The organism is Pelagicoccus sp. SDUM812003 (assembly GCF_031127815.1).
In the GTDB taxonomy this organism is placed as follows: domain Bacteria; phylum Verrucomicrobiota; class Verrucomicrobiia; order Opitutales; family Opitutaceae; genus Pelagicoccus.
Map to the genome: position 1 here is coordinate 20,836 of NZ_JARXHY010000019.1, position 17,765 is coordinate 38,600.

Below are 17,765 nucleotides of genomic sequence, written 5' to 3' on the forward strand. Positions count from 1 at the left end.
TTTAAGCCTCGACATTGATGCGATAACTCCCAAATTCCACCCCTTTTCACGGGACAGGCCTATGGACAACAAATACGCGCTCGACTTCGAACAGCCGCTACGCGGACTCATTGACCAGCTGGATCACCTCCATCAGCTGTCCAACGAGAACAACATCGATCTGTCCAAAGAGATTCGGGCGATCGAGAAGAAGATCTCCTCCACCAAGAAGTCGATCTACACCAATCTCTCCCCGTGGCAGCGCGTCCAGCTCGCCCGCCACCCACAGCGTCCCTACGCTCTGGACTACATCGAGCGCGTTTTCACCGGCTTTCAGGAGCTGCACGGCGACCGCGCCTTTCGCGACGACCGAGCCATCGTGGGCGGCACCGCTTACCTCAACGGCGAAGCGGTCATGGTCATCGCCCAGCACAAAGGCCGTACCACCCGCGAAAAGCTGGCCCACAACTTCGGCAGCCCCTACCCGGAAGGATACCGCAAGGCGCTGCGCCTCATGAAGATGGCCGACAAGTTCGGCCTGCCCATCATCACGCTGGTGGACACCCAAGGCGCCTACCCGGGCGTCGCTTCCGAAGAGCGACACGTTTCCGAAGCGATTGCCGTCAACCTGCGCGAGATGGCGACCTTCGGCTGCCCGATCGTTTCCGCCGTGATCGGCGAAGGCGGCTCCGGCGGCGCTCTCGGCATCGCGGTCGCCAACAAGATCCTCATTCTGGAAAACGCCTACTACTCGGTCATCTCTCCTGAAGGCTGCGCCGCCATCCTCTGGAAAGACCGAGCCAAGGCCCCCGAAGCCGCCGAAGCCCTCAAGTTCGGGGCCAACGATATCCACAAGCTCGGCGTGGTCGACGGCGTCATCCCCGAGCCCATGGGCGGCGCCCACAACGACCCCGACACCGCCGCGAAAAACCTCAAGGACGCCATCGTCGCGGAACTCGACCAGCTCAAGAAGCTCAGCCCGGAAGAGCTCATCGAGCAACGCTACCAACGCTTTCGCAACATCGGCGTGGTGGAAGAGGAATTGGCCGACGGAAAAATCGTCCCCATCAACGAAGCCGCTTCCTGAACGCCGCCCCGAGCCCACTTTCGAACCAATTGCCGACACTAGCCCATGAGCTCTAAAACCGAAACCAAAACGCCTGCAGCCCCGGCCGCCACCGGACAGGAAATGCAAGGCGCCGACATCGTCATCGAAGGCCTTATCCGAGAAGGCGTGGACGTCATATTCGCCTATCCAGGCGGCGCCTCCCTCGAGCTGCACCAGGCCCTAGCCAAGCGCAAGGCCGACATCCGCACCATCCTTCCTCGCCACGAGCAAGGCGGCTCCTTCGCCGCCGAAGGCTACGCTCGCGTCACTGGCAAGGCCGGCGTTTGCATGGCCACCAGCGGACCGGGAGCCACCAATTTGATGACCGCCATCGCAGACGCCTTCATGGACAGCACCCCGCTGGTCTGCATCACCGGCCAGGTCTATTCCAAGTACATCGGCAAGGCCGCCTTCCAGGAAACGGACTTCTTCGGCATGACCCTTCCCGTGGTGAAGCACAGCTACCTGGTGCTCGACGTCAACGACCTGCCGAAGATCATCAAGGAAGCCTTCAAAATCGCCACCACCGGCCGCCCGGGCCCTGTGGTCATCGACATTCCCAAGGACATCCAGCAGGCCAAGACCACGCCCAAATGGCTCTCGGACGAGGAAGTGCCCTACCGCCAGGACAAGCTTCCCGCCAAAGCCGCGGACCGCGAACTGGAAAACGTGCTCCGCCTCATCGAAGACGCCAAGCGTCCCGTCATCTACTTCGGCGGAGGCGTCGTGGCCGCTGAAGCCCATAAGGAATTGACCGCATTCGCGGAAAAAACCGGCATCCCAGTCGCCTCCACCCTCATGGGCGTAGGCTCCTTCCCCGAAACGCACGAGCTCTCCCTGAAATGGTTCGGCATGCACGGATCCGCCTACGGCAACTGGGCCGTTCATCAAAGCGACCTGCTGCTCACCTTCGGAGCCCGCTTCGACGACCGCATCACCGGCGACGTCACCAAGTTCGCCCCGGAAGCGGAAATCGTGCACATCGACGTCGATCCATCGGAGCACAACAAGAACAAGATCGTCCACCATCCCATCGTCTCCGACATCAAGCACGCCCTAGGCCGCATGGTCGAGCTGATGGACAAGGGATTCAAGAAGCCCGACCTGCAAGCATGGCAAGACCAGTGCGCCGAGTGGAAGCGAGACTATCCATTCTCGTACGCGGATAGCGAATACATCCTGCCGCAACACGCAGTGCAGGTTCTCTTCGAACTCACCCAAGGCGAAGCGATCATCACGACCGGCGTAGGCCAGCACCAAATGTTCGCCGCCCAGTTCTACAATTTCAACCATCCTCGCAGCCTCATCTCCTCACTTGGACTGGGATCCATGGGCTACGGCTATCCCGCCGCTCTCGGAGCCAAGGTGGCCTCCCCCGACCGCCATGTCATCGACATCGACGGCGACGGCTCCTTCGCCATGAACGTGCAGGAGCTCGCCACCGCCAAGATCGAAAAGATCGCCGCCAAGGCCATGGTGCTCAACAACCAGCACCTCGGCATGGTGGTGCAGTGGGAAGACCGCTTCTACAACAGCGTGCGCGGCAACACCATCCTAGGAGACGAAAACAACATCGGCTCGCCCGACAACCTCGAAGGCCTCTATCCCGACTACGTCAAGATCGCCGAGGGCTTCGGCCTCCCCGGCCGTCGCGTGCACCTGAAGAGCGAGCTCAGAGACGCTATCCAGGAAATGCTCGATAGCGAAGAAGCCTATGTGTTGGACATCATCACTCCGTACAGCGAACACGTCCTGCCGATGATTCCAGCAGGCAAGACCGTCGACCAGATGATCGTTCGCTGATGGCGTAACCAATCCGCGAATACAGAGTTTTCATTTGAAAGGCGTCCCTGCGGGGGCGCCTTTTTCGCAGGGCTCGCCTCGGGTGACACCAGCGCCCTTGTCGCCTAATTGTCGAGCGGTTTGGCAGCCCGCTGGATCGCGGCCCGCGTTTCGATAAGACGTTGCTTGAGAAACAGCTCGATTTCGTCCGCTCCTTTCGCTTCCAGCGCTTCCAAGCGCTGGATCTCCTCTACCGTTTCCCGCGTGATCCGGTGGGCCAGATCCCGAACGCTCGAATCGAAGCCTTCCACGCGATCCGCCTCCAAGGTCACCAACTGCATCTGGTTGATGTAGTTCAGAACGATGTGGTCGGACGCTCGCACCGTGCTGCGAAAAATCTCCCTCTTCGCCATCTCGGACCGTTTCAGATCCCGAAAGGCCCGACGCATCAGAAAATAGAGCAGCAAGGTGGAGGCGATGACGAACAGCCAGCCCTTGATCGTCTGCAAGTAGTTGAGAACCGCCTTGTTGGGAGCGATCGCCGCGACCAGCCAATCCGAGCCTGCGATCCAAAGAACGCCCAGCACCAGGTAGACCAACGCTACCCTGACATAGGGCAACGTCCACATCTGCCTCACCTTTGGTCGCGATCCTGCGTTCATCACGATGCAGAAAAGCCCATCGCCACGGAATCGCAAGACGCCCGGAACATTGCAGTAAACAAACTGGGATAAAACGCCGGGATCTCCCAGCGGCCCTAGGCCACCTCGACCACGAGCGCCGTGATGTTGTCCCGTCCGCTTTCTTCCATGGAGTCCTTGATCAGGCGCTCGGCCGGACGAAGCTCCGCGAACCGCGGTGGCGGCTGGCGCAGCAGCTCCTCGATGCGACGATCCCAAACGCCATCCATCACCCCGTCGCTGCAGAAGAGGAAACGATCTCCCGGCTCCACCACCACCGATCCGACTTGAGGCGCGATCTGGCGGCACTTTCCACCGAGCACCTGCTGCAGCTGGTTGCGCTCAGGATGGTTGCGAGCCTCGCGCTCGTTGATCTGACCGCTTCGCTGCAACCAGCCCACATGGGTATGATCCTCGGTGATCTGCTTCAAGCCACCCACGCTCGGCAAATAGTAGATGCGACTGTCGCCTATATGGCAAAAATGCATCATTCCCGGGGAAAACCATCCCAAGCTCAGCGTCGCTCCCATGCCTCGGCACTCCTCGTAGTAGGCGGACATCTGCGTCATCTCTTTATGGATACGCTGAAAGAGCTCCACCAGGATGTCGGAAAAGCCGCGGTCCACGCCCAGCGCCCCGAGATTGAAGCTCTTCGGCAGCAGCTCGGTGATCTTCTGCACCGCGATGCGACTGGCGAACTCGCCGGACTTGGCTCCGCCCATCCCGTCGCTGACCGCGAAGACGAAATCCCCGGTCTCCGTAGCCGACTCCCCCGACTTGCCAAGGTAGCGCACCTGCAAGGCGTCGAAGGTCAAGGCCAGGAAGGCGTCCTCATTGTTTTTGCGGAAGCGCCCCGGGTGGGTCATGCCATCCCATCGCAGCTCCCCGATTGGAGAAGGTTCAGACGAATCAGTCGTCTTTGAGTCGCTCATAATTTCCAGCTCGTTCTTCTACTGCTTCCTTTAGCGTAAGGCCCTCGCCCGTTTCCAAGATGATGGCGAATTCAAAATCGATCACGCAAAACTTCCCTAGATGCGGGCTGTAGGTAATATTTCTTTGGAAGGCGTCGTCATGCTTCACTCCAAAGCGCTCCAGCGAATCGAAAACCGCCTTTTCCTTTTCCTTGGAGATTCGCGAAACGATGTGCCCGCAGTTGGTGGTGACGATGTAAAGCTCCTCGGGATGCTCCTCCAGGAGCTTGGGCACGAAGTCGCAGCCCTTCTCCTCCAAGTATTTGAGAACTCTAACTTCGTTCTCGTAACGCTTCTCGGCGAGCGGTCCTTTATAGCGCTTGTGCACGCGACCGTCGAAGCCGATTCGGACCGCGGCGCGCTGCGTATCTTTGATCTCTTGCATGATCGATATTGAGCGTTGTTCTCTAAAATGTGAGCCGAATCGATAATTTGGAAGGTAAAAGTAAAAGGTGTTGAAAACAGGCGCATCTTTTGCTCATGTCGGCACCCGTCGCTGAGGCGAGACGCTCTCCTTGGTACTCTCACAATCCTCTGGGACATCCAAACCCTAATTGTTAATCAGATTATCTATGGCTAAATTCAAATTCGAATACATCTGGCTCGATGGCTACACCCCCGTGCCAAATCTTCGTGGAAAGACCCGTCTCGGCGACAAGGCTCCCGAGAGCATCGACGACCTCCCACTTTGGGGCTTCGACGGTAGCTCGACCAAGCAGGCGGAAGGCAGTAGCTCTGACTGCGTGCTCAAGCCAGTAGCATTTTACCCGGACGCGGCTCGCGGCGACAACGCCTACATCGTGATGTGCGAAGTCATGATGCCAGACGGCGAGACCCCTCATCCGTCCAACCACCGCGCCACCATCGAAGACGACGAAGATACCTGGTTCGGTCTCGAGCAGGAGTACTTCCTCTTCCAAGACGGTCGCCCTCTCGGCTGGCCCGAAAACGGCTATCCGTCTCCACAAGGTGAATACTACACCGGCGTCGGCTACCAGAACGTGGGCAGCGTGGCTCGCGAAATCGTGGAAGAGCACCTCGACCTCTGTCTCGCAGCCGGCATCAACCACGAAGGCATCAACGCCGAAGTGGCCAAGGGCCAGTGGGAGTTCCAGGTATTCGCCAAGGGCTCCAAGAAGTGCGCCGACGACATTTGGGTCGCTCGCTACCTCCTTCTCCGCCTCTGCGAAAAGTACGAGATCGACGTCGAGTGGCATTGCAAGCCCTTCCAAGGCGACTGGAACGGCTCCGGCATGCACTGCAACTTCTCCACCAAGTACATGCGCGAAGTTGGCGGCAAGGCCTACTTCCTCAAGCTCATGGACGCGTTCGAAAAGAACAAGGACGAGCACATCGCAGCCTACGGTCCAGACAATCACCTCCGCCTCACCGGTCTCCACGAAACGCAGTCCATCGACAAGTTCTCCTGGGGTGTTGCGGACCGCGGCGCTTCCATCCGCGTGCCACACAGCTTCGTCAAGAACGACAAGTATCAGGGCTACCTCGAAGATCGCCGTCCGAACTCTCAGGGCGACCCGTACCAGATCTGCTCCCGCGTTCTCAAGACCATCGCGGAAGTCCCAACGACATAAAGCCTCACGGCCTAGGACGTCAGACTCTTCTCTTTCGAACGGCTCCCTCGGGAGCCGTTTTTTTATCGCCCGATTCCGAACCCCAAGGCTCGGTCGCCGACAAACGTCCAGCCGCTCCTCGCAACTATTTTTTGCAACGTTGCAAAAATCGGTTGCGCACGCATCGAGAGGGAGCGTCGTCCCAGTCTGCCCTATTCTGGTTGGCCACTTACTTTTGCGTTGAGCAGCGGTGAAAGCTCTGACTGAACTCTCGATATGCCACGACCTATTGGATGGATCAAACGCGACCCGGAACTGGGAAAACTGAAGATCGAAGCGCGCATCTTCGGCAACAAGCTCACCTTCCATAGACAATCCGGCCGCTTCGAGAACTGGGAGGAGTTCACTCCACTGGAAGAGGATTGGGACAAGCTCAACGAGCTGGCGGCCAACAAGTTCCAACGCGGAAAGGTGCAGGCTCAGCACTTGAAGATCGTCCAAGCTCGCGGCCGCAAGATCTAGAGCCGAGCGACTCGGACCGGGCGCCGATCAGGCCGGTCGACGTTCCCCGCTACGAAGGCTCCTCACCTCTCTCAAGCCAGGCGCGCCCTTTGTTCAAATAATAAAACGCCATCCCGACGCAGCCGAGCGCTGCGATGGTCAGAGCGAGGACGTAAACGGCTCGCACGTAGCCCGGCAGATTGTCCCGGAGCATCTGCGCGGTTTCCGCAGGGTACAAGCTGAGCAACTCCTGGACTGAAGGCTCATCCAAAACAGTCGCCACCGCTTCGGGGTCGAAGATCCAAAGCTGCCAGCCGATATAAGTTCCCACGCTCACCGCCAGAGCGATCTGATTCCAAAACAGGCGCCAGAGAAACCTCTCGCTCCCCTGAGCGAAAAACTGCGATCGAGCGCCCAGCTCGATAGATCCATGCGCGATGAGGGCCACCCCCACAAGAAACCCAGCGAGAGACCAGCCGAGAGCCGCCATCGCAAGGGAGATCAGTCCAAACAGCGCCAGCGACGCGCCGCTCAGGGCCGATACGAAACCCAGCATGCCTTTTGCCCGACTCATGTCGCTTCGCCTCACTCCCCCGGCTGCAGGCGCCTGAAGCGGGCCGCTTTCATGGCCTCGGGACTGGCCACTTCGATCTTCTCTAAAAGCGCTTCCTGCAAGTCCAAGGCCTTCATGGACTGCTCCGGTACGTCAAACCCCGCATACACGCTGGTCATCTCGCCCTTGGCGAGCGGCTCCATTTCGCCACCATCTAGGCGTTTGCGAAAGCGAAAGAAATATACCACCGCCTTAGGCTTTATCTCCTTCACAAACAGATGGCAATCGAAGCGCTCACCATAACGAATGGGGCTATGATACTCGCAGCTGGCTCGCACCCGCGGCCAGCCCCAGAAACGCTCGCCCTCCTGCACGACCGGAGCGACCCCCAGCGACTTGAGAAATGCGTGCTCGGTCATCTCCATCCATCGAAAGAAGTTGGAAAAGTGGGCGATGCCCGCCATATCCGTTTCGTGGAAAGCCAACTCCTTCTCTAGCGTAAAATCCGATGCCATCGCCCAGCATCATTCCGAGCCACTTGTAAAATACAAGCGGGATCCTGCGAGAGCCCCTCTGCAACACCGCGAGCCGCCCTGAAAATTAGCCTCCAAACCCGCGACCGCAACCTACAGTCGCCCGCTGCAAAACCGATTTATCCGCTTAGAAAAACCACTATGAACACCATTTCGCCCATCGATCTCAAAAACGCCGCGAAACAGCTGCCCCCCTCCCCGCGCATTTTCGGCAAATTGGGCAGACTCCTCAAGGACCCCGAGACCGACCTCAACGACATCACCAACCTGGTAAATGCCGACTCCTCGCTGACCGCTCAAGTGCTGCGCCTCAGCAATAGCGCCATGTACTCCATGGGCATGTCCGTCGACACCTTGGAGGAAGCCATCAATCGCATCGGCTTCCGCGAGCTCTACAAGCTCGTAGGCATCGCGGCCAGCAGCCAGATTTTCTCCGAACACAACGCCACCTACAACATCTCCGGCGCCGCCTTGTGGGAAAACTCCCTCGCCTGCAGCATCGGCATGGAGCTGCTCGCCCGCAAGACCGGCATGGACGAGCAGGAGGCCTACACCATCGGCCTGCTGCGCAACATGGGCAAGATGGTCATCAACCACTGCGTTCAGGACGACGAGCGCTTCCCGCGCTACGAAGCGAGCAACACCCAGCCGCTCATCGATTGGGAGGAGAGCAACTTTGGCATCACCAACCCATCGGTCGCCGGCTTCATTCTCGTATCCTGGAACTTCACCGAGGAAAGCTCCCAAACGATTCAATACCAGTACACTCCCGAAGCCGCTCCGAGAAAGCTGCCGCTCATCGCCCTGCTCAACCTCTCCAACTGCCTAGCGGAGCGCATCGGACGCGGTATCCGTGGAGAGTCCGTGTACTGGGCCAATTGGCAGGAACAGCTGCCCCGCACCGGGCTGTCCACCGAGGAGCTTGATGAAACGGAAACCGAGCTAGTGCAGACCTTGGAAAAAGTGGTGCACGCCTTCGACTAGGATCTGGGCGAATCAGCGCGATCCCCGAGAGGACCGTGGCTGCCACGCCTCACTTTTCCTCCTCGTCCTCCTCGGATTCCTCTTCGTTCATCTGACGAATCAGCTCGCTCGGGTCGACGTCGTCATCCCCGCCGGCGTTCGCCTGGGCGAAAACGTCCTCCGGGTTGAAGCCCATGTCAGCCTCACTGTCGTCGTCGCCCGCCAGGATGCCCGAAGTGTCGATGTCTTCGTAGTCGTCGTCCTCGGATTGAGGCTCCGAGTCGCTTTTGGAGCTTGGCGGAGGCTCGCTTCGCGCCGAACCGCCTTCTAAGCTCGGCCCACCGCCTTCGATAGCGCCCCCGCCTTCGTTGATTTTCAGCAGCAAGGTGTCGCGCGAGAAGTTGAGCACCTTGTCGGCCAAGGCGGGCAGCTTCCAGATCTCCGGAGAGACCACGACCTCTTCCATTCGCTTGTCAGAACCGACGATGTTCACGAAGTACTGGATGCACTCCCCTTGCTCGCTTTTCATCACCGCTTTGATGCGCACGATCATCCAGGGAGGCGTGTCCTTTTCCGCCTTGTACACGTAGAGATCGGTCTGCTTGCCGCCAAGGTCCACGAAGCGGGTGAAACGCATCGGATAGCCCCCACCCCAATCATCGATAAACTTCTTGAGCTCTGATTCGATCGCCGCGGCGATCTCGATCGTGTGTACTTTCATAGAGAAAACCTTCTCGGACCCAACAATGACTCGCAGGCGATTGCAACCTAGGATTTGCGAGCGCGCTTAGCGTCCATCTCCGCCACGAAGCGACTCACGATATCCGCCGAGAGCTCCATCAGGTCCACCTCGGATTCCATCTGAGAAACCTTTTTCGGGCGCCCGTGGATCGCATATCCAATATTGAAACAGCCGACCAGCACCGGCGTGAAGGAAATGGCCATGTTGCGAAGTTCCGTGTGCGTCCAGATTCCAAATACAGTGAATGCCAAGCCGATCACCACGTAAAACCACTGCAGCGGCGGCGATATGGTTCTGACCTTGAGCGAGCGCAAGTCGTCGGCCGTGATGGGCGTACCCTTTTGATCAATACGTCGCTTGCAAAGATCGATGCCTGCCTTGACTATTCGTTTCTCGATGTAGGAGCTGCCCATAGAAACCAATCAATAGCCTGGACCTCGCAAGTCAACTCGACCTTCCAGCCATAGCTCCACCTCTCCATAGACCATGACGTACGCATCCCACCATGGAGACGCTTCCGGATCCTGACTGGAGAAGGAATTAACAAAGCGATTCTGGACCAGTTTCGCTCCCAGTTTCCGATAGAAATCCGGAACGCCGGTTTGGAAGAGGCACCAGCGAAAGCCATCTTCCCGCATGCGGGCGAACGCGTCCTCCACCACCAGGCGGCCGTAGCCTTTCCCTCTCAGAGCCGGATCGCTGCAAACGCTCGCCAAAGCGAGCACCTTTTCCCGGCGTTCGCCGTCAAGGAACGCGATCTCGCGGGCGAAACTTCGGCTGACCGCCGCCAATTCGCCATGCAGCTCCACCAGATGAAACGCTTCGCTCTCTCGTTCTCCCGGCGTGGGCGACCATCGATCCGCGAAGCGCTGCTCAAACGAGCGCTCCGTGGCGCCCTTCTGAGGCCAGACGCTCTGCCAGAGTTCCAAGACCGCAGCCTTGCGGCGGTCCGAGAGATCAGTCGCTTCGAGACGCGCGAGCTTCATGCTACATGCCCAGCAAGCGCTTGAGGGCCGTTTTTCGATCCGCCTCGAAGTCCACCTCCACCGGATCCATCGCGATCGCTTCATCCAGGGCCTCTATGGTCATCTGAGCCAGTTCGTCGATCGCCAGCTCCGACGCCTTGACGCCACCGATCGATCGATGATCGCGCTTGATGTAAAGCGACATGGCATCGACCACCAGAGAGCTTGTCCTAGGATAGAAACTACACATCAGATTCCACGGCTCAGCGTTTCGATCGCCACCGCGACGAAAGTCCGTACGCAACAGCACGCTTGGGATATCGGCGAACTTGGCCGCCATGAACTCGGCCACCGTGCCGGAATCCAGCTCCGAGCCATCGAATTGAAAGACTGCGGCGTCGCAGCCGAGCAAGCCCTCGAAATCGCTATCTCGGATCGATTTCGCATCCAGTTCCGGCGGCTCGTAGTCCTGCGGCAAATACATAGCGTAGCGACCTTCGGATCGCTCTTCTATCCTTTGGCCCAACAGGGCGTTTCCCGCCAAATGTCGCAGGTCGAAGAGACAGCCTGCCAAATAAACGTTTTTCGTATCCATGAGATGAATTCCTAATAGATGCCTGATTGGATCGTCGAGGCGATGATGGCGGTGAGGTAGCAGGCGACCATGCCGCCGACCAGGGCGCGAAATCCGTAGCGTAGCAGGTTGCCGCGCTGGCTCGGCTCCAAGGCCGATATTCCGCCAACTTGGATGCCGATGGATGCGATGTTGGCGAAGCCGCAAAGAGCGTAGGTCAGAATCAAAATCGACTTTCCATCTTCGAGCGCTCCACCGCTTTTAAGCTCCGCGAAATGCAGATAGGCGAAGAGCTCGTTGAAGACAAGCCGCTCCCCAAGCAACTGCCCCACCACCAGAAGATCCCCGTTGGGCACCCCAAGCAGCCAGGCGAACGGGGCGCTCGCCACGCCGATGATGAAACTGAAGTCGAAGGCGTCGAACTTTCCATCGGTCGCCGAAGCGACCCAGGCATTGAGTCCGGTCCACTCGCCGATCCACGACCCGATGGCGTAATCGAGCAAGGCGACCAGCCCGGTGAAAGCGATCAGCATGGCCGCCACGTTCAGAGCCAGCTTGAGGCCATCCGAGGTCCCCTTGGTGGCGGCATCGAGCAAATCGTCGTACTCCTTTTCCTTGGGAAAGGCGACCTGTCCATCCACGCTTTCCGTCTGCGGAGCGATGATCTTGGCCGCCACCAGGGCCGCCGGAGCGCTGAGAATGGAAGCGGTCAGCAAATGCTTGCCGAAAGCCTCCACCTGAGCCGGGTCATCGCCCCCTAGGGCCGACATGTAGATGGCCAGCACGCCTCCCGCGATCGTCGCCATCCCGCCCGTCATGAGCGAGTTGATCTCGGAACGCGTCATGTTTTTCAAATACGGTCTCACCACCAGAGGCGCTTCGGTCTGCCCGATGAAAACATTGGCTGCAGCGGCCAGACTCTCCGCCCCCGAAAGCTTCAAGGCCTTGCTGAGCAGCCAGGCGAAGACGTAGACGATCACTTGCAGGACCTTCAAATGATATAGGATGGCGGAAAAGGCGGAGAAGAACACGATCGCCGAAAGCACCGTCCAGGCCATGCCGAAGACCGGTACGTCGCTCGGCATGCTGCCGAAAACCATCTCCGCCCCATCGTCGCTGAATCCGATCAAGCGACGGAAGAAACTGGATACAGCCGCCACGCCCGCGTGAATGAAAGGCACCTTCAGTATCAGCAAAGCCAGTACAATTTGCAGGGCGATTCCCGAACCCACCAGCTTCCAGTCGATGCGACGCCGATCCTCGCTAACGAACCAGCAAAGCGAGAGCAGCCCCGCTATTCCAATCAGTGCCCGAAGAAGCGTCAAAAGCGTATCCATCGGGGCTCCTTTCTGTTCGGGCCCAGACCTATCCGCAACCTCAAAACCCCGTTCCATACAGAAAGCTACGGGATTGACGGCGCCAGCTCCGGAAACAGGCGAGCCGGTCGATCGAAACGACCGCCGGCTCGAAGGGTCGACTCCCGGAAACTCCGCTTTCGAAGAGTGTCGGTAATCCGTTTTTTTCTAGTCTAAAGGTCCTTGAGTCTGACCAAGGACTACATCGGCAATTCCACGCGCTTTCTTGATCGTTTCGTGGCATCTTCCTTGCTCTAAGGGACCGGTATTAGGCGTTTACGCACGAATCAGCGCCATTTCTTATACTACTGGGTGACGACCAGCCAAATCGCTGAACGGCATCTGATGCGTGCTTGTTATTTGAAGAGACAAGCGCTTCCTTTCAGACACGTTTCGAACCAAACGCAATCACCGTGAAAGATCCATTGTTCAACTGGCTCGACCATCGAGCTGCTGGCGTTCTGCTGCACCCGACCTCGCTCCCTGGCGAATACGGCGTCGGCACCTTCAACAATCATTGCTTCGAGTTCATCGACTTCCTCGCCGAAGCTGGTTTCAAGTACTGGCAGATCTGCCCGCTCGGTCCCACCAGCTACGGCGACTCCCCCTACCAGTCCTTCTCCTCCTTCGCGGGAAACCCGTATTTGATCTCGCTCAACGCCCTGGAAGCCAAGAGCTTGCTGGACCACGAGATACTGGAGGAGCTAAAGATCCTGCCAAACGGGTTCGTGGACTACGGTGGATTGTTTATGAGCAAATGGCCCGTTCTGGACGCGGTCTACGAAACGTTCGTGCGCGGAAAGAAGAAAATCCGTCCCTACGGATCCTTCTCCGCCTACAAGAAGAAAAACGCCGATTGGCTGGAGCCCTACGCCTACTTCCAAGCGTTGAAGGGCCACTGCAAAGGCCAGCCCTGGTACCACTGGCCGGAGGACCTTCGCTCCTTCGCTTCAGCCGTAAAAAGCCCGCTACGCAAGAAGTTGGAGCGCGCGGTCGACGCCCAGATGTTCTATCAATACCTCTTCGAGGGCCAATGGAAGCTAGTGAGACGCTACGCCGAGACGCATGGCGTTTCCATCATCGGCGACATCCCCATCTTCGTAGCCCTCGACAGCGCCGACGTCTGGCAGAACCCGGAGTACTTCCAGCTCGATGGCAAAACCAGTCTCCCCACCGCGGTCGCGGGCTGTCCGCCAGACTACTTTTCCGACGACGGTCAGCTTTGGGGGAACCCGCTCTACGATTGGGACACCCTGGCCAAGGACGACTACTCCTGGTGGATCCGTCGCTTCAAGCGCTCCTTCGAGCTCTACGACGTGGTACGCATCGACCATTTCCGCGGATTCGATTCGTATTGGAGCATCCCCTACGGCTCCGAAACCGCCCGGACGGGCGAATGGGTAGCCGGACCAGGCATCGATTTCTTCAAAGCCATCAAAAAGAAGATTCGAAACTGCAAGCTCATCGCAGAAGACCTGGGAGACCTCACCGACGCGGTGCGCGAGCTGCGCCGCGACACGGGCCTGCCGGGCATGGCCATCCTGCAATTCGCTTTCGGAGGTGAAGGCGACAATTTCTACCTGCCTCACAATCACCAGGCCAATTGCGTCCTGTATCCAGGCACTCACGACAACAACACCACCCTCGGCTGGTACGCGGAAGCTTCCGAGGAGGTGCGAGACCACGTGCGCCGTTACTTCAACATAGACGGATCCGAAGTCGGCTGGGACCTGCTGCGAAGCTGCTACAAGAGCGTCCCCCGACTGGCCATCGTACCCTTCCAAGACATCCTCAGCCTCGGCTCGGAAGCTCGTTTCAACACGCCAGGCAACGCAGGCGGAAACTGGGGCTGGCGCTACCTGCCCCATCAGATCCGTGAGGTAAGAGGTGGCACGGCAGCCTATTTGAAAGAACTTTCAGAACTCTACTACCGCACCGGCCTGCCCGCGGTGAATACCATCTAGATTCTCCTGACGGAGGCGAAAATCGAAGCGTTCGAACCGCTTCAGTATTAGATACGCTTTTTTAGAATCTCTCGGCGGCGAAAGCACCTGATAGATCCCGATCGACTCGAAACGGCGCTTCCTGCAAAAAGCGTCCCTTTCGATTCCGTCTGTTATTAGGGTCAGAACCCTAGGTTCGTCATTAGCTGCGGCGCTGGCATCATTAGATCAGATAATTAATTACCCTTTTGTATTTTTTATCATCGTTATGTTCATCATTTTCCGCACACAGGACCGTATAAATTAATCTTATGCCACAAGCGCACTCTTGCCAGTGGCACGAAGAAGTAAATGAGAGCGGAGAGAACTATGTCTATCATAGAAAAAAATCAGTCTAAATCCGAAGTGGCAAAGGGCTCCTCAGGCCAAAAAGCCTGGAGAGATTTCAAGTCGGGAGAGTGGCAGGACGCCATCGACGTCCGCGACTTCATCCAGACGAACTACAAGCCCTACACCGAGGACTATTCATTTCTATCGGGCCCGACAGCCCGCACCGAAAAGCTCTGGGAGGAACTCAAGGTTCTTCTCAAGCAGGAGCGCGACGCGGGTGGCGTTCTCGATGCGGATGACAAGGTCGTGGGAACCGTAGCTTCCCATGGGGCTGGCTACATCAACAAGGATCTGGAGCAGGTCGTTGGCGTGCAGACGGACAAGCCGCTCAAGCGCGCCATGCTGCCCTACGGCGGCTACCGCATCGCCCAAAAAGCCTTGCAGGCCCACGGTCGCGACATGGATCCCGACACCCTCGAGATATTCCAAAAGCACCGCAAGACGCACAATGATGGCGTCTTCGCGTGCTACACCGATGAGATCCGCAAGGCTCGCAGCGCCGGCATCGTGACCGGTCTACCCGACGGTTATGGCCGCGGACGCATCATCGGCGACTATCGTCGCGTGGCCCTCTACGGCGTGGATCGTCTCATCAAGGACAAGATGGATACCTTCAAGTCCTCCGACAGCGAAGACTTCAGCGAAGACTGGGTGCGCGAACGTGAAGAGATCCAAGACCAGATCAAGGCCCTCAAGGATCTCAAGACCATGGCGGCCGCCTACGGATTCGACATCTCGAACCCCGCCAAGAACGCTCGCGAAGCCGTCCAGTGGACCTACTTCGCCTATCTCGGCGCGGTGAAGGACCAAAACGGAGCCGCCATGTCCTTTGGCCGCACCGCCTCCTTCTTCGACATCTACTTCGAGCGCGACTTCGCTGAAGGCACCCTCACCGAAGAGGAAGCTCAGGAGATCATCGACCACTTGGTCATGAAGATGCGCATCGTGCGCTTCATCCGCACCACCGACTACGACGCCCTCTTCTCCGGCGACCCGACCTGGGTGACCGAAAGCATCGGCGGCATGGGCGAGGACGGACGCACCTTGGTCACCAAGAGCAGCTTCCGCGTTCTGCAGACCCTTTACAACCTCGGCCCGGCCCCCGAGCCAAACCTCACCGTGCTCTGGTCTGAAAGCCTTCCTCAAGGCTTCAAGGACTACTGCTCCAAGGTCTCTATCGAAACCAGCTCCATCCAGTACGAAAACGACGACCTGATGCGTCCGTACTGGGGCGACGACTACGGCATCGCCTGCTGCGTTTCCGCCATGCGTATCGGCAAGCAGATGCAGTTCTTCGGCGCTCGGGCAAACCTGGCCAAAGCCATACTCTACTCCATCAACGGCGGCGTTGACGAAAAGAGCGGCAAGCAGGTCGCGCCTCCGAGCGAGCCGTTCAAGGGCGACTACCTCGAATACGACGATCTGGTCGAGCGCTTCGACAAGATGATGGACTGGCTGGCCAAGACCTACGTCAAGGCCCTCAACATCATCCACTATATGCACGACAAGTACTCTCCGGAAAACATCATGATGGCGCTGCACGACCGCGTCGTCTTCCGGACCATGGCTTGCGGCATCGCCGGTCTCTCCGTCGCGGCCGACTCCTTCTCCGCGGTCAAGAACGCCAAGGTCAAGGTCATCCGCAACGAGCAGGGCATCGCTGTCGACTACGAAGTCATCGGCGACTACCCGAAGTATGGCAACAATGACGACAGCGTCGACGCCATCGCCAACAAGCTGGTGGAAACCTTCATGGACAAGGTCCGGGCTCAGCCGACCTACCGCAACTCGGTTCCCACCCAGTCCGTTCTGACGATCACGTCCAATGTGGTCTACGGACAGAAGACCGGCAGCACTCCTGACGGTCGCAAGGCGGGCGAGCCCTTCGCTCCTGGAGCCAACCCGATGCACGGCCGCGACACCAAAGGCGCCGTCGCCTCCATGGCTTCCGTAGCCAAGCTCCCGTACGAGCACTCGCAGGACGGGATTTCCTACACCTTCTCCATCGTGCCGAAGGCCCTCGGCAAAACCTCGAGCGAACGCATCAGCAACCTAAGCAACCTGCTTGACGGCTACTTCGCCGAAAAGGGACATCACATCAATGTGAACGTCTTCGAGAAGGAAACGCTGATGGACGCCATGGAGCATCCGGAAAAGTATCCGCAGCTCACGGTACGCGTATCTGGCTACGCGGTGAACTTCATCAAGCTGACGCGTGAGCAGCAGCTGGATGTCATCACCCGCACCTTCCACGAACGCTTCTAATCTCCCCGCACTCATACCTGTCCTGCCGGCTCCCAGAGCCGGCGGGTCAGACGTGGAGCGGAAACTCACGCCATAAGACAGCGCCACACACCAAGTCATGTCTTCAACAGTCTATTCCCCCTGCCAGAGCTGCCAGGCGCCGCCCAACGACGGAGCATTCATGGAAGCCCTCGGCAACATCCACTCCATCGAAACCTGCGGCACCGTGGACGGCCCCGGGCTGCGCTACATCCTATTCCTTTCCGGATGTCCCCTGCGCTGCCAGTACTGCCACAACCCGGACGCCCAAGGCCGACCGCGCGGCGAGCTCAAGAGCGCCAGCGACGTGCTGGCCGATGTGGTTCGCTACAAGAACTTTCTGCGAAAGGGCGGCCTCACCATCAGCGGCGGCGAGCCCTTGATGCAGCCCGACTTCCTGCATGCCGTCTTCAAGGGAGCGAAGGAGGCTGGCATCCACACCGCCCTCGACACGTCAGGATTTCTTGGATACAAGGCCTCCGACGAGCTACTGGAAAACGTCGACCTGGTCCTGCTCGACATAAAGAGCTGGAATCCCAGCACCTATCGCGAAGTGACCGGCGTCGATCTCAGCCCGACCCTGGAATTCGCCGATCGGCTCTCCGACATGGGCAAGCCGGTGTGGATTCGTTTCGTGCTCGTGCCCGGCCTCACCGACGCTGAAAGCAACATCGATGGACTCGCCCAATACGTTTCCACCCTGGAGAACGTCGAGCGCGTGGAAATTCTCCCCTTCCACAAAATGGGCGAGGACAAATACAAGCGCCTCGGCCTTCCCTATCAGCTTGAAAACACGCCCACTCCCTCCGCTGAGGAGGTCGAACGCGCCCGCTGCATCTTCGCCCGCTACGGAGTCAAAGCCATTTAAAAAC

18 protein-coding genes are annotated in these 17,765 nt (G+C 58.6%); 8 read left to right on the forward strand and 10 right to left on the reverse strand.

The window, feature by feature from the left end; all coding sequences use genetic code 11:
• Positions 1-61: 61 nt before the first annotated feature.
• Both QEH54_RS20040 and ilvB read left to right on the forward strand, forming a co-directional pair.
• Complete coding sequence (locus QEH54_RS20040; RefSeq protein WP_309020495.1) at positions 62-1,066, forward strand: acetyl-CoA carboxylase carboxyltransferase subunit alpha; 1,005 nt, start codon at positions 62-64, stop codon at positions 1,064-1,066.
• Positions 1,067-1,111: 45 nt separating this feature from the next.
• Positions 1,112-2,890, forward strand: coding sequence for a biosynthetic-type acetolactate synthase large subunit (gene ilvB / locus QEH54_RS20045; RefSeq protein WP_309020496.1), 1,779 nt, complete (start codon positions 1,112-1,114; stop codon positions 2,888-2,890).
• A gap of 104 nt (positions 2,891-2,994) precedes the next feature.
• On the opposite strand, the gene QEH54_RS20050 is transcribed toward ilvB, so the two are convergent.
• From QEH54_RS20050 to QEH54_RS20060, 3 genes are all read right to left on the reverse strand, one after another.
• Complete coding sequence (locus QEH54_RS20050) at positions 2,995-3,531, reverse strand: hypothetical protein (RefSeq protein WP_309020497.1); 537 nt, start codon at positions 3,529-3,531, stop codon at positions 2,995-2,997.
• A gap of 95 nt (positions 3,532-3,626) precedes the next feature.
• A complete protein-coding gene (locus tag QEH54_RS20055; RefSeq protein ID WP_309020498.1) occupies positions 3,627-4,481 on the reverse strand; it encodes a protein phosphatase 2C domain-containing protein in 855 nt (284 codons plus the stop codon).
• Positions 4,459-4,905, reverse strand: a complete 447-nt coding sequence (locus tag QEH54_RS20060) for a serine/threonine protein phosphatase (RefSeq protein WP_309020499.1) — start codon at positions 4,903-4,905, stop codon at positions 4,459-4,461. The genes QEH54_RS20055 and QEH54_RS20060 overlap by 23 nt, the downstream gene beginning before the upstream one ends.
• Positions 4,906-5,092: 187 nt before the next feature.
• On the opposite strand from QEH54_RS20060, the gene QEH54_RS20065 reads away from it, so the two are divergent.
• Both QEH54_RS20065 and QEH54_RS20070 read left to right on the forward strand, forming a co-directional pair.
• Entirely contained in the window at positions 5,093-6,112 is a 1,020-nt protein-coding gene (locus QEH54_RS20065; RefSeq protein ID WP_309020500.1) for a glutamine synthetase beta-grasp domain-containing protein, read from the forward strand.
• Positions 6,113-6,367: 255 nt separating this feature from the next.
• Positions 6,368-6,613: a hypothetical protein gene (locus tag QEH54_RS20070; RefSeq protein ID WP_309020501.1), complete on the forward strand. Its 246-nt coding sequence runs from the start codon at positions 6,368-6,370 to the stop codon at positions 6,611-6,613.
• 49 nt (positions 6,614-6,662) lie between these two features.
• On the opposite strand, the gene QEH54_RS20075 is transcribed toward QEH54_RS20070, so the two are convergent.
• Together QEH54_RS20075 and QEH54_RS20080 are read right to left on the reverse strand one after the other, a co-directional pair.
• A complete protein-coding gene (locus QEH54_RS20075; protein WP_309020502.1) occupies positions 6,663-7,166 on the reverse strand; it encodes a hypothetical protein in 504 nt (167 codons plus the stop codon).
• A gap of 11 nt (positions 7,167-7,177) precedes the next feature.
• A complete protein-coding gene (locus tag QEH54_RS20080; protein ID WP_309020503.1) occupies positions 7,178-7,660 on the reverse strand; it encodes an acyl-CoA thioesterase in 483 nt (160 codons plus the stop codon).
• Between the two features lie 159 nt (positions 7,661-7,819).
• Here QEH54_RS20080 and QEH54_RS20085 point away from each other — a divergent pair, with 159 nt between their 5' ends.
• Positions 7,820-8,662 (forward strand): HDOD domain-containing protein, encoded by an 843-nt coding sequence (locus QEH54_RS20085; protein ID WP_309020504.1) that lies wholly within the window; start codon positions 7,820-7,822, stop codon positions 8,660-8,662.
• A 49-nt stretch (positions 8,663-8,711) separates the two neighbouring features.
• On the opposite strand, the gene QEH54_RS20090 is transcribed toward QEH54_RS20085, so the two are convergent.
• From QEH54_RS20090 to QEH54_RS20110, 5 genes are read right to left on the reverse strand one after another with little or no spacing between them, the layout of a single operon-like run.
• On the reverse strand, positions 8,712-9,362 hold the full coding sequence (locus QEH54_RS20090; RefSeq protein WP_309020505.1) for a hypothetical protein: 651 nt from the start codon (positions 9,360-9,362) through the stop codon (positions 8,712-8,714).
• Positions 9,363-9,409: 47 nt separating this feature from the next.
• Complete coding sequence (locus tag QEH54_RS20095) at positions 9,410-9,796, reverse strand: hypothetical protein (protein WP_309020506.1); 387 nt, start codon at positions 9,794-9,796, stop codon at positions 9,410-9,412.
• A gap of 9 nt (positions 9,797-9,805) precedes the next feature.
• Positions 9,806-10,369 carry a GNAT family N-acetyltransferase gene (locus tag QEH54_RS20100; protein WP_309020507.1) on the reverse strand — a complete coding sequence of 188 codons (564 nt, stop codon included), beginning with the start codon at positions 10,367-10,369 and terminating at the stop codon, positions 9,806-9,808.
• Between the two features lies 1 nt (position 10,370).
• A complete protein-coding gene (locus QEH54_RS20105; RefSeq protein ID WP_309020508.1) occupies positions 10,371-10,943 on the reverse strand; it encodes a nucleoside 2-deoxyribosyltransferase in 573 nt (190 codons plus the stop codon).
• Between the two features lie 11 nt (positions 10,944-10,954).
• On the reverse strand, positions 10,955-12,259 hold the full coding sequence (locus tag QEH54_RS20110; protein WP_309020509.1) for a nucleoside transporter C-terminal domain-containing protein: 1,305 nt from the start codon (positions 12,257-12,259) through the stop codon (positions 10,955-10,957).
• 431 nt (positions 12,260-12,690) lie between these two features.
• Here QEH54_RS20110 and malQ point away from each other — a divergent pair, with 431 nt between their 5' ends.
• The 3 genes from malQ (at position 12,691) to pflA (ending at position 17,761) form a co-directional block, all read left to right on the forward strand.
• Positions 12,691-14,241, forward strand: a complete 1,551-nt coding sequence (malQ, locus tag QEH54_RS20115) for a 4-alpha-glucanotransferase (RefSeq protein ID WP_309020510.1) — start codon at positions 12,691-12,693, stop codon at positions 14,239-14,241.
• Between the two features lie 348 nt (positions 14,242-14,589).
• Positions 14,590-16,875, forward strand: a complete 2,286-nt coding sequence (gene pflB, locus QEH54_RS20120) for a formate C-acetyltransferase (RefSeq protein ID WP_309020511.1) — start codon at positions 14,590-14,592, stop codon at positions 16,873-16,875.
• A gap of 97 nt (positions 16,876-16,972) precedes the next feature.
• Positions 16,973-17,761 (forward strand): pyruvate formate-lyase-activating protein, encoded by a 789-nt coding sequence (pflA, locus tag QEH54_RS20125; protein ID WP_309020512.1) that lies wholly within the window; start codon positions 16,973-16,975, stop codon positions 17,759-17,761.
• The last annotated feature ends 4 nt before the right edge of the window (positions 17,762-17,765 follow it).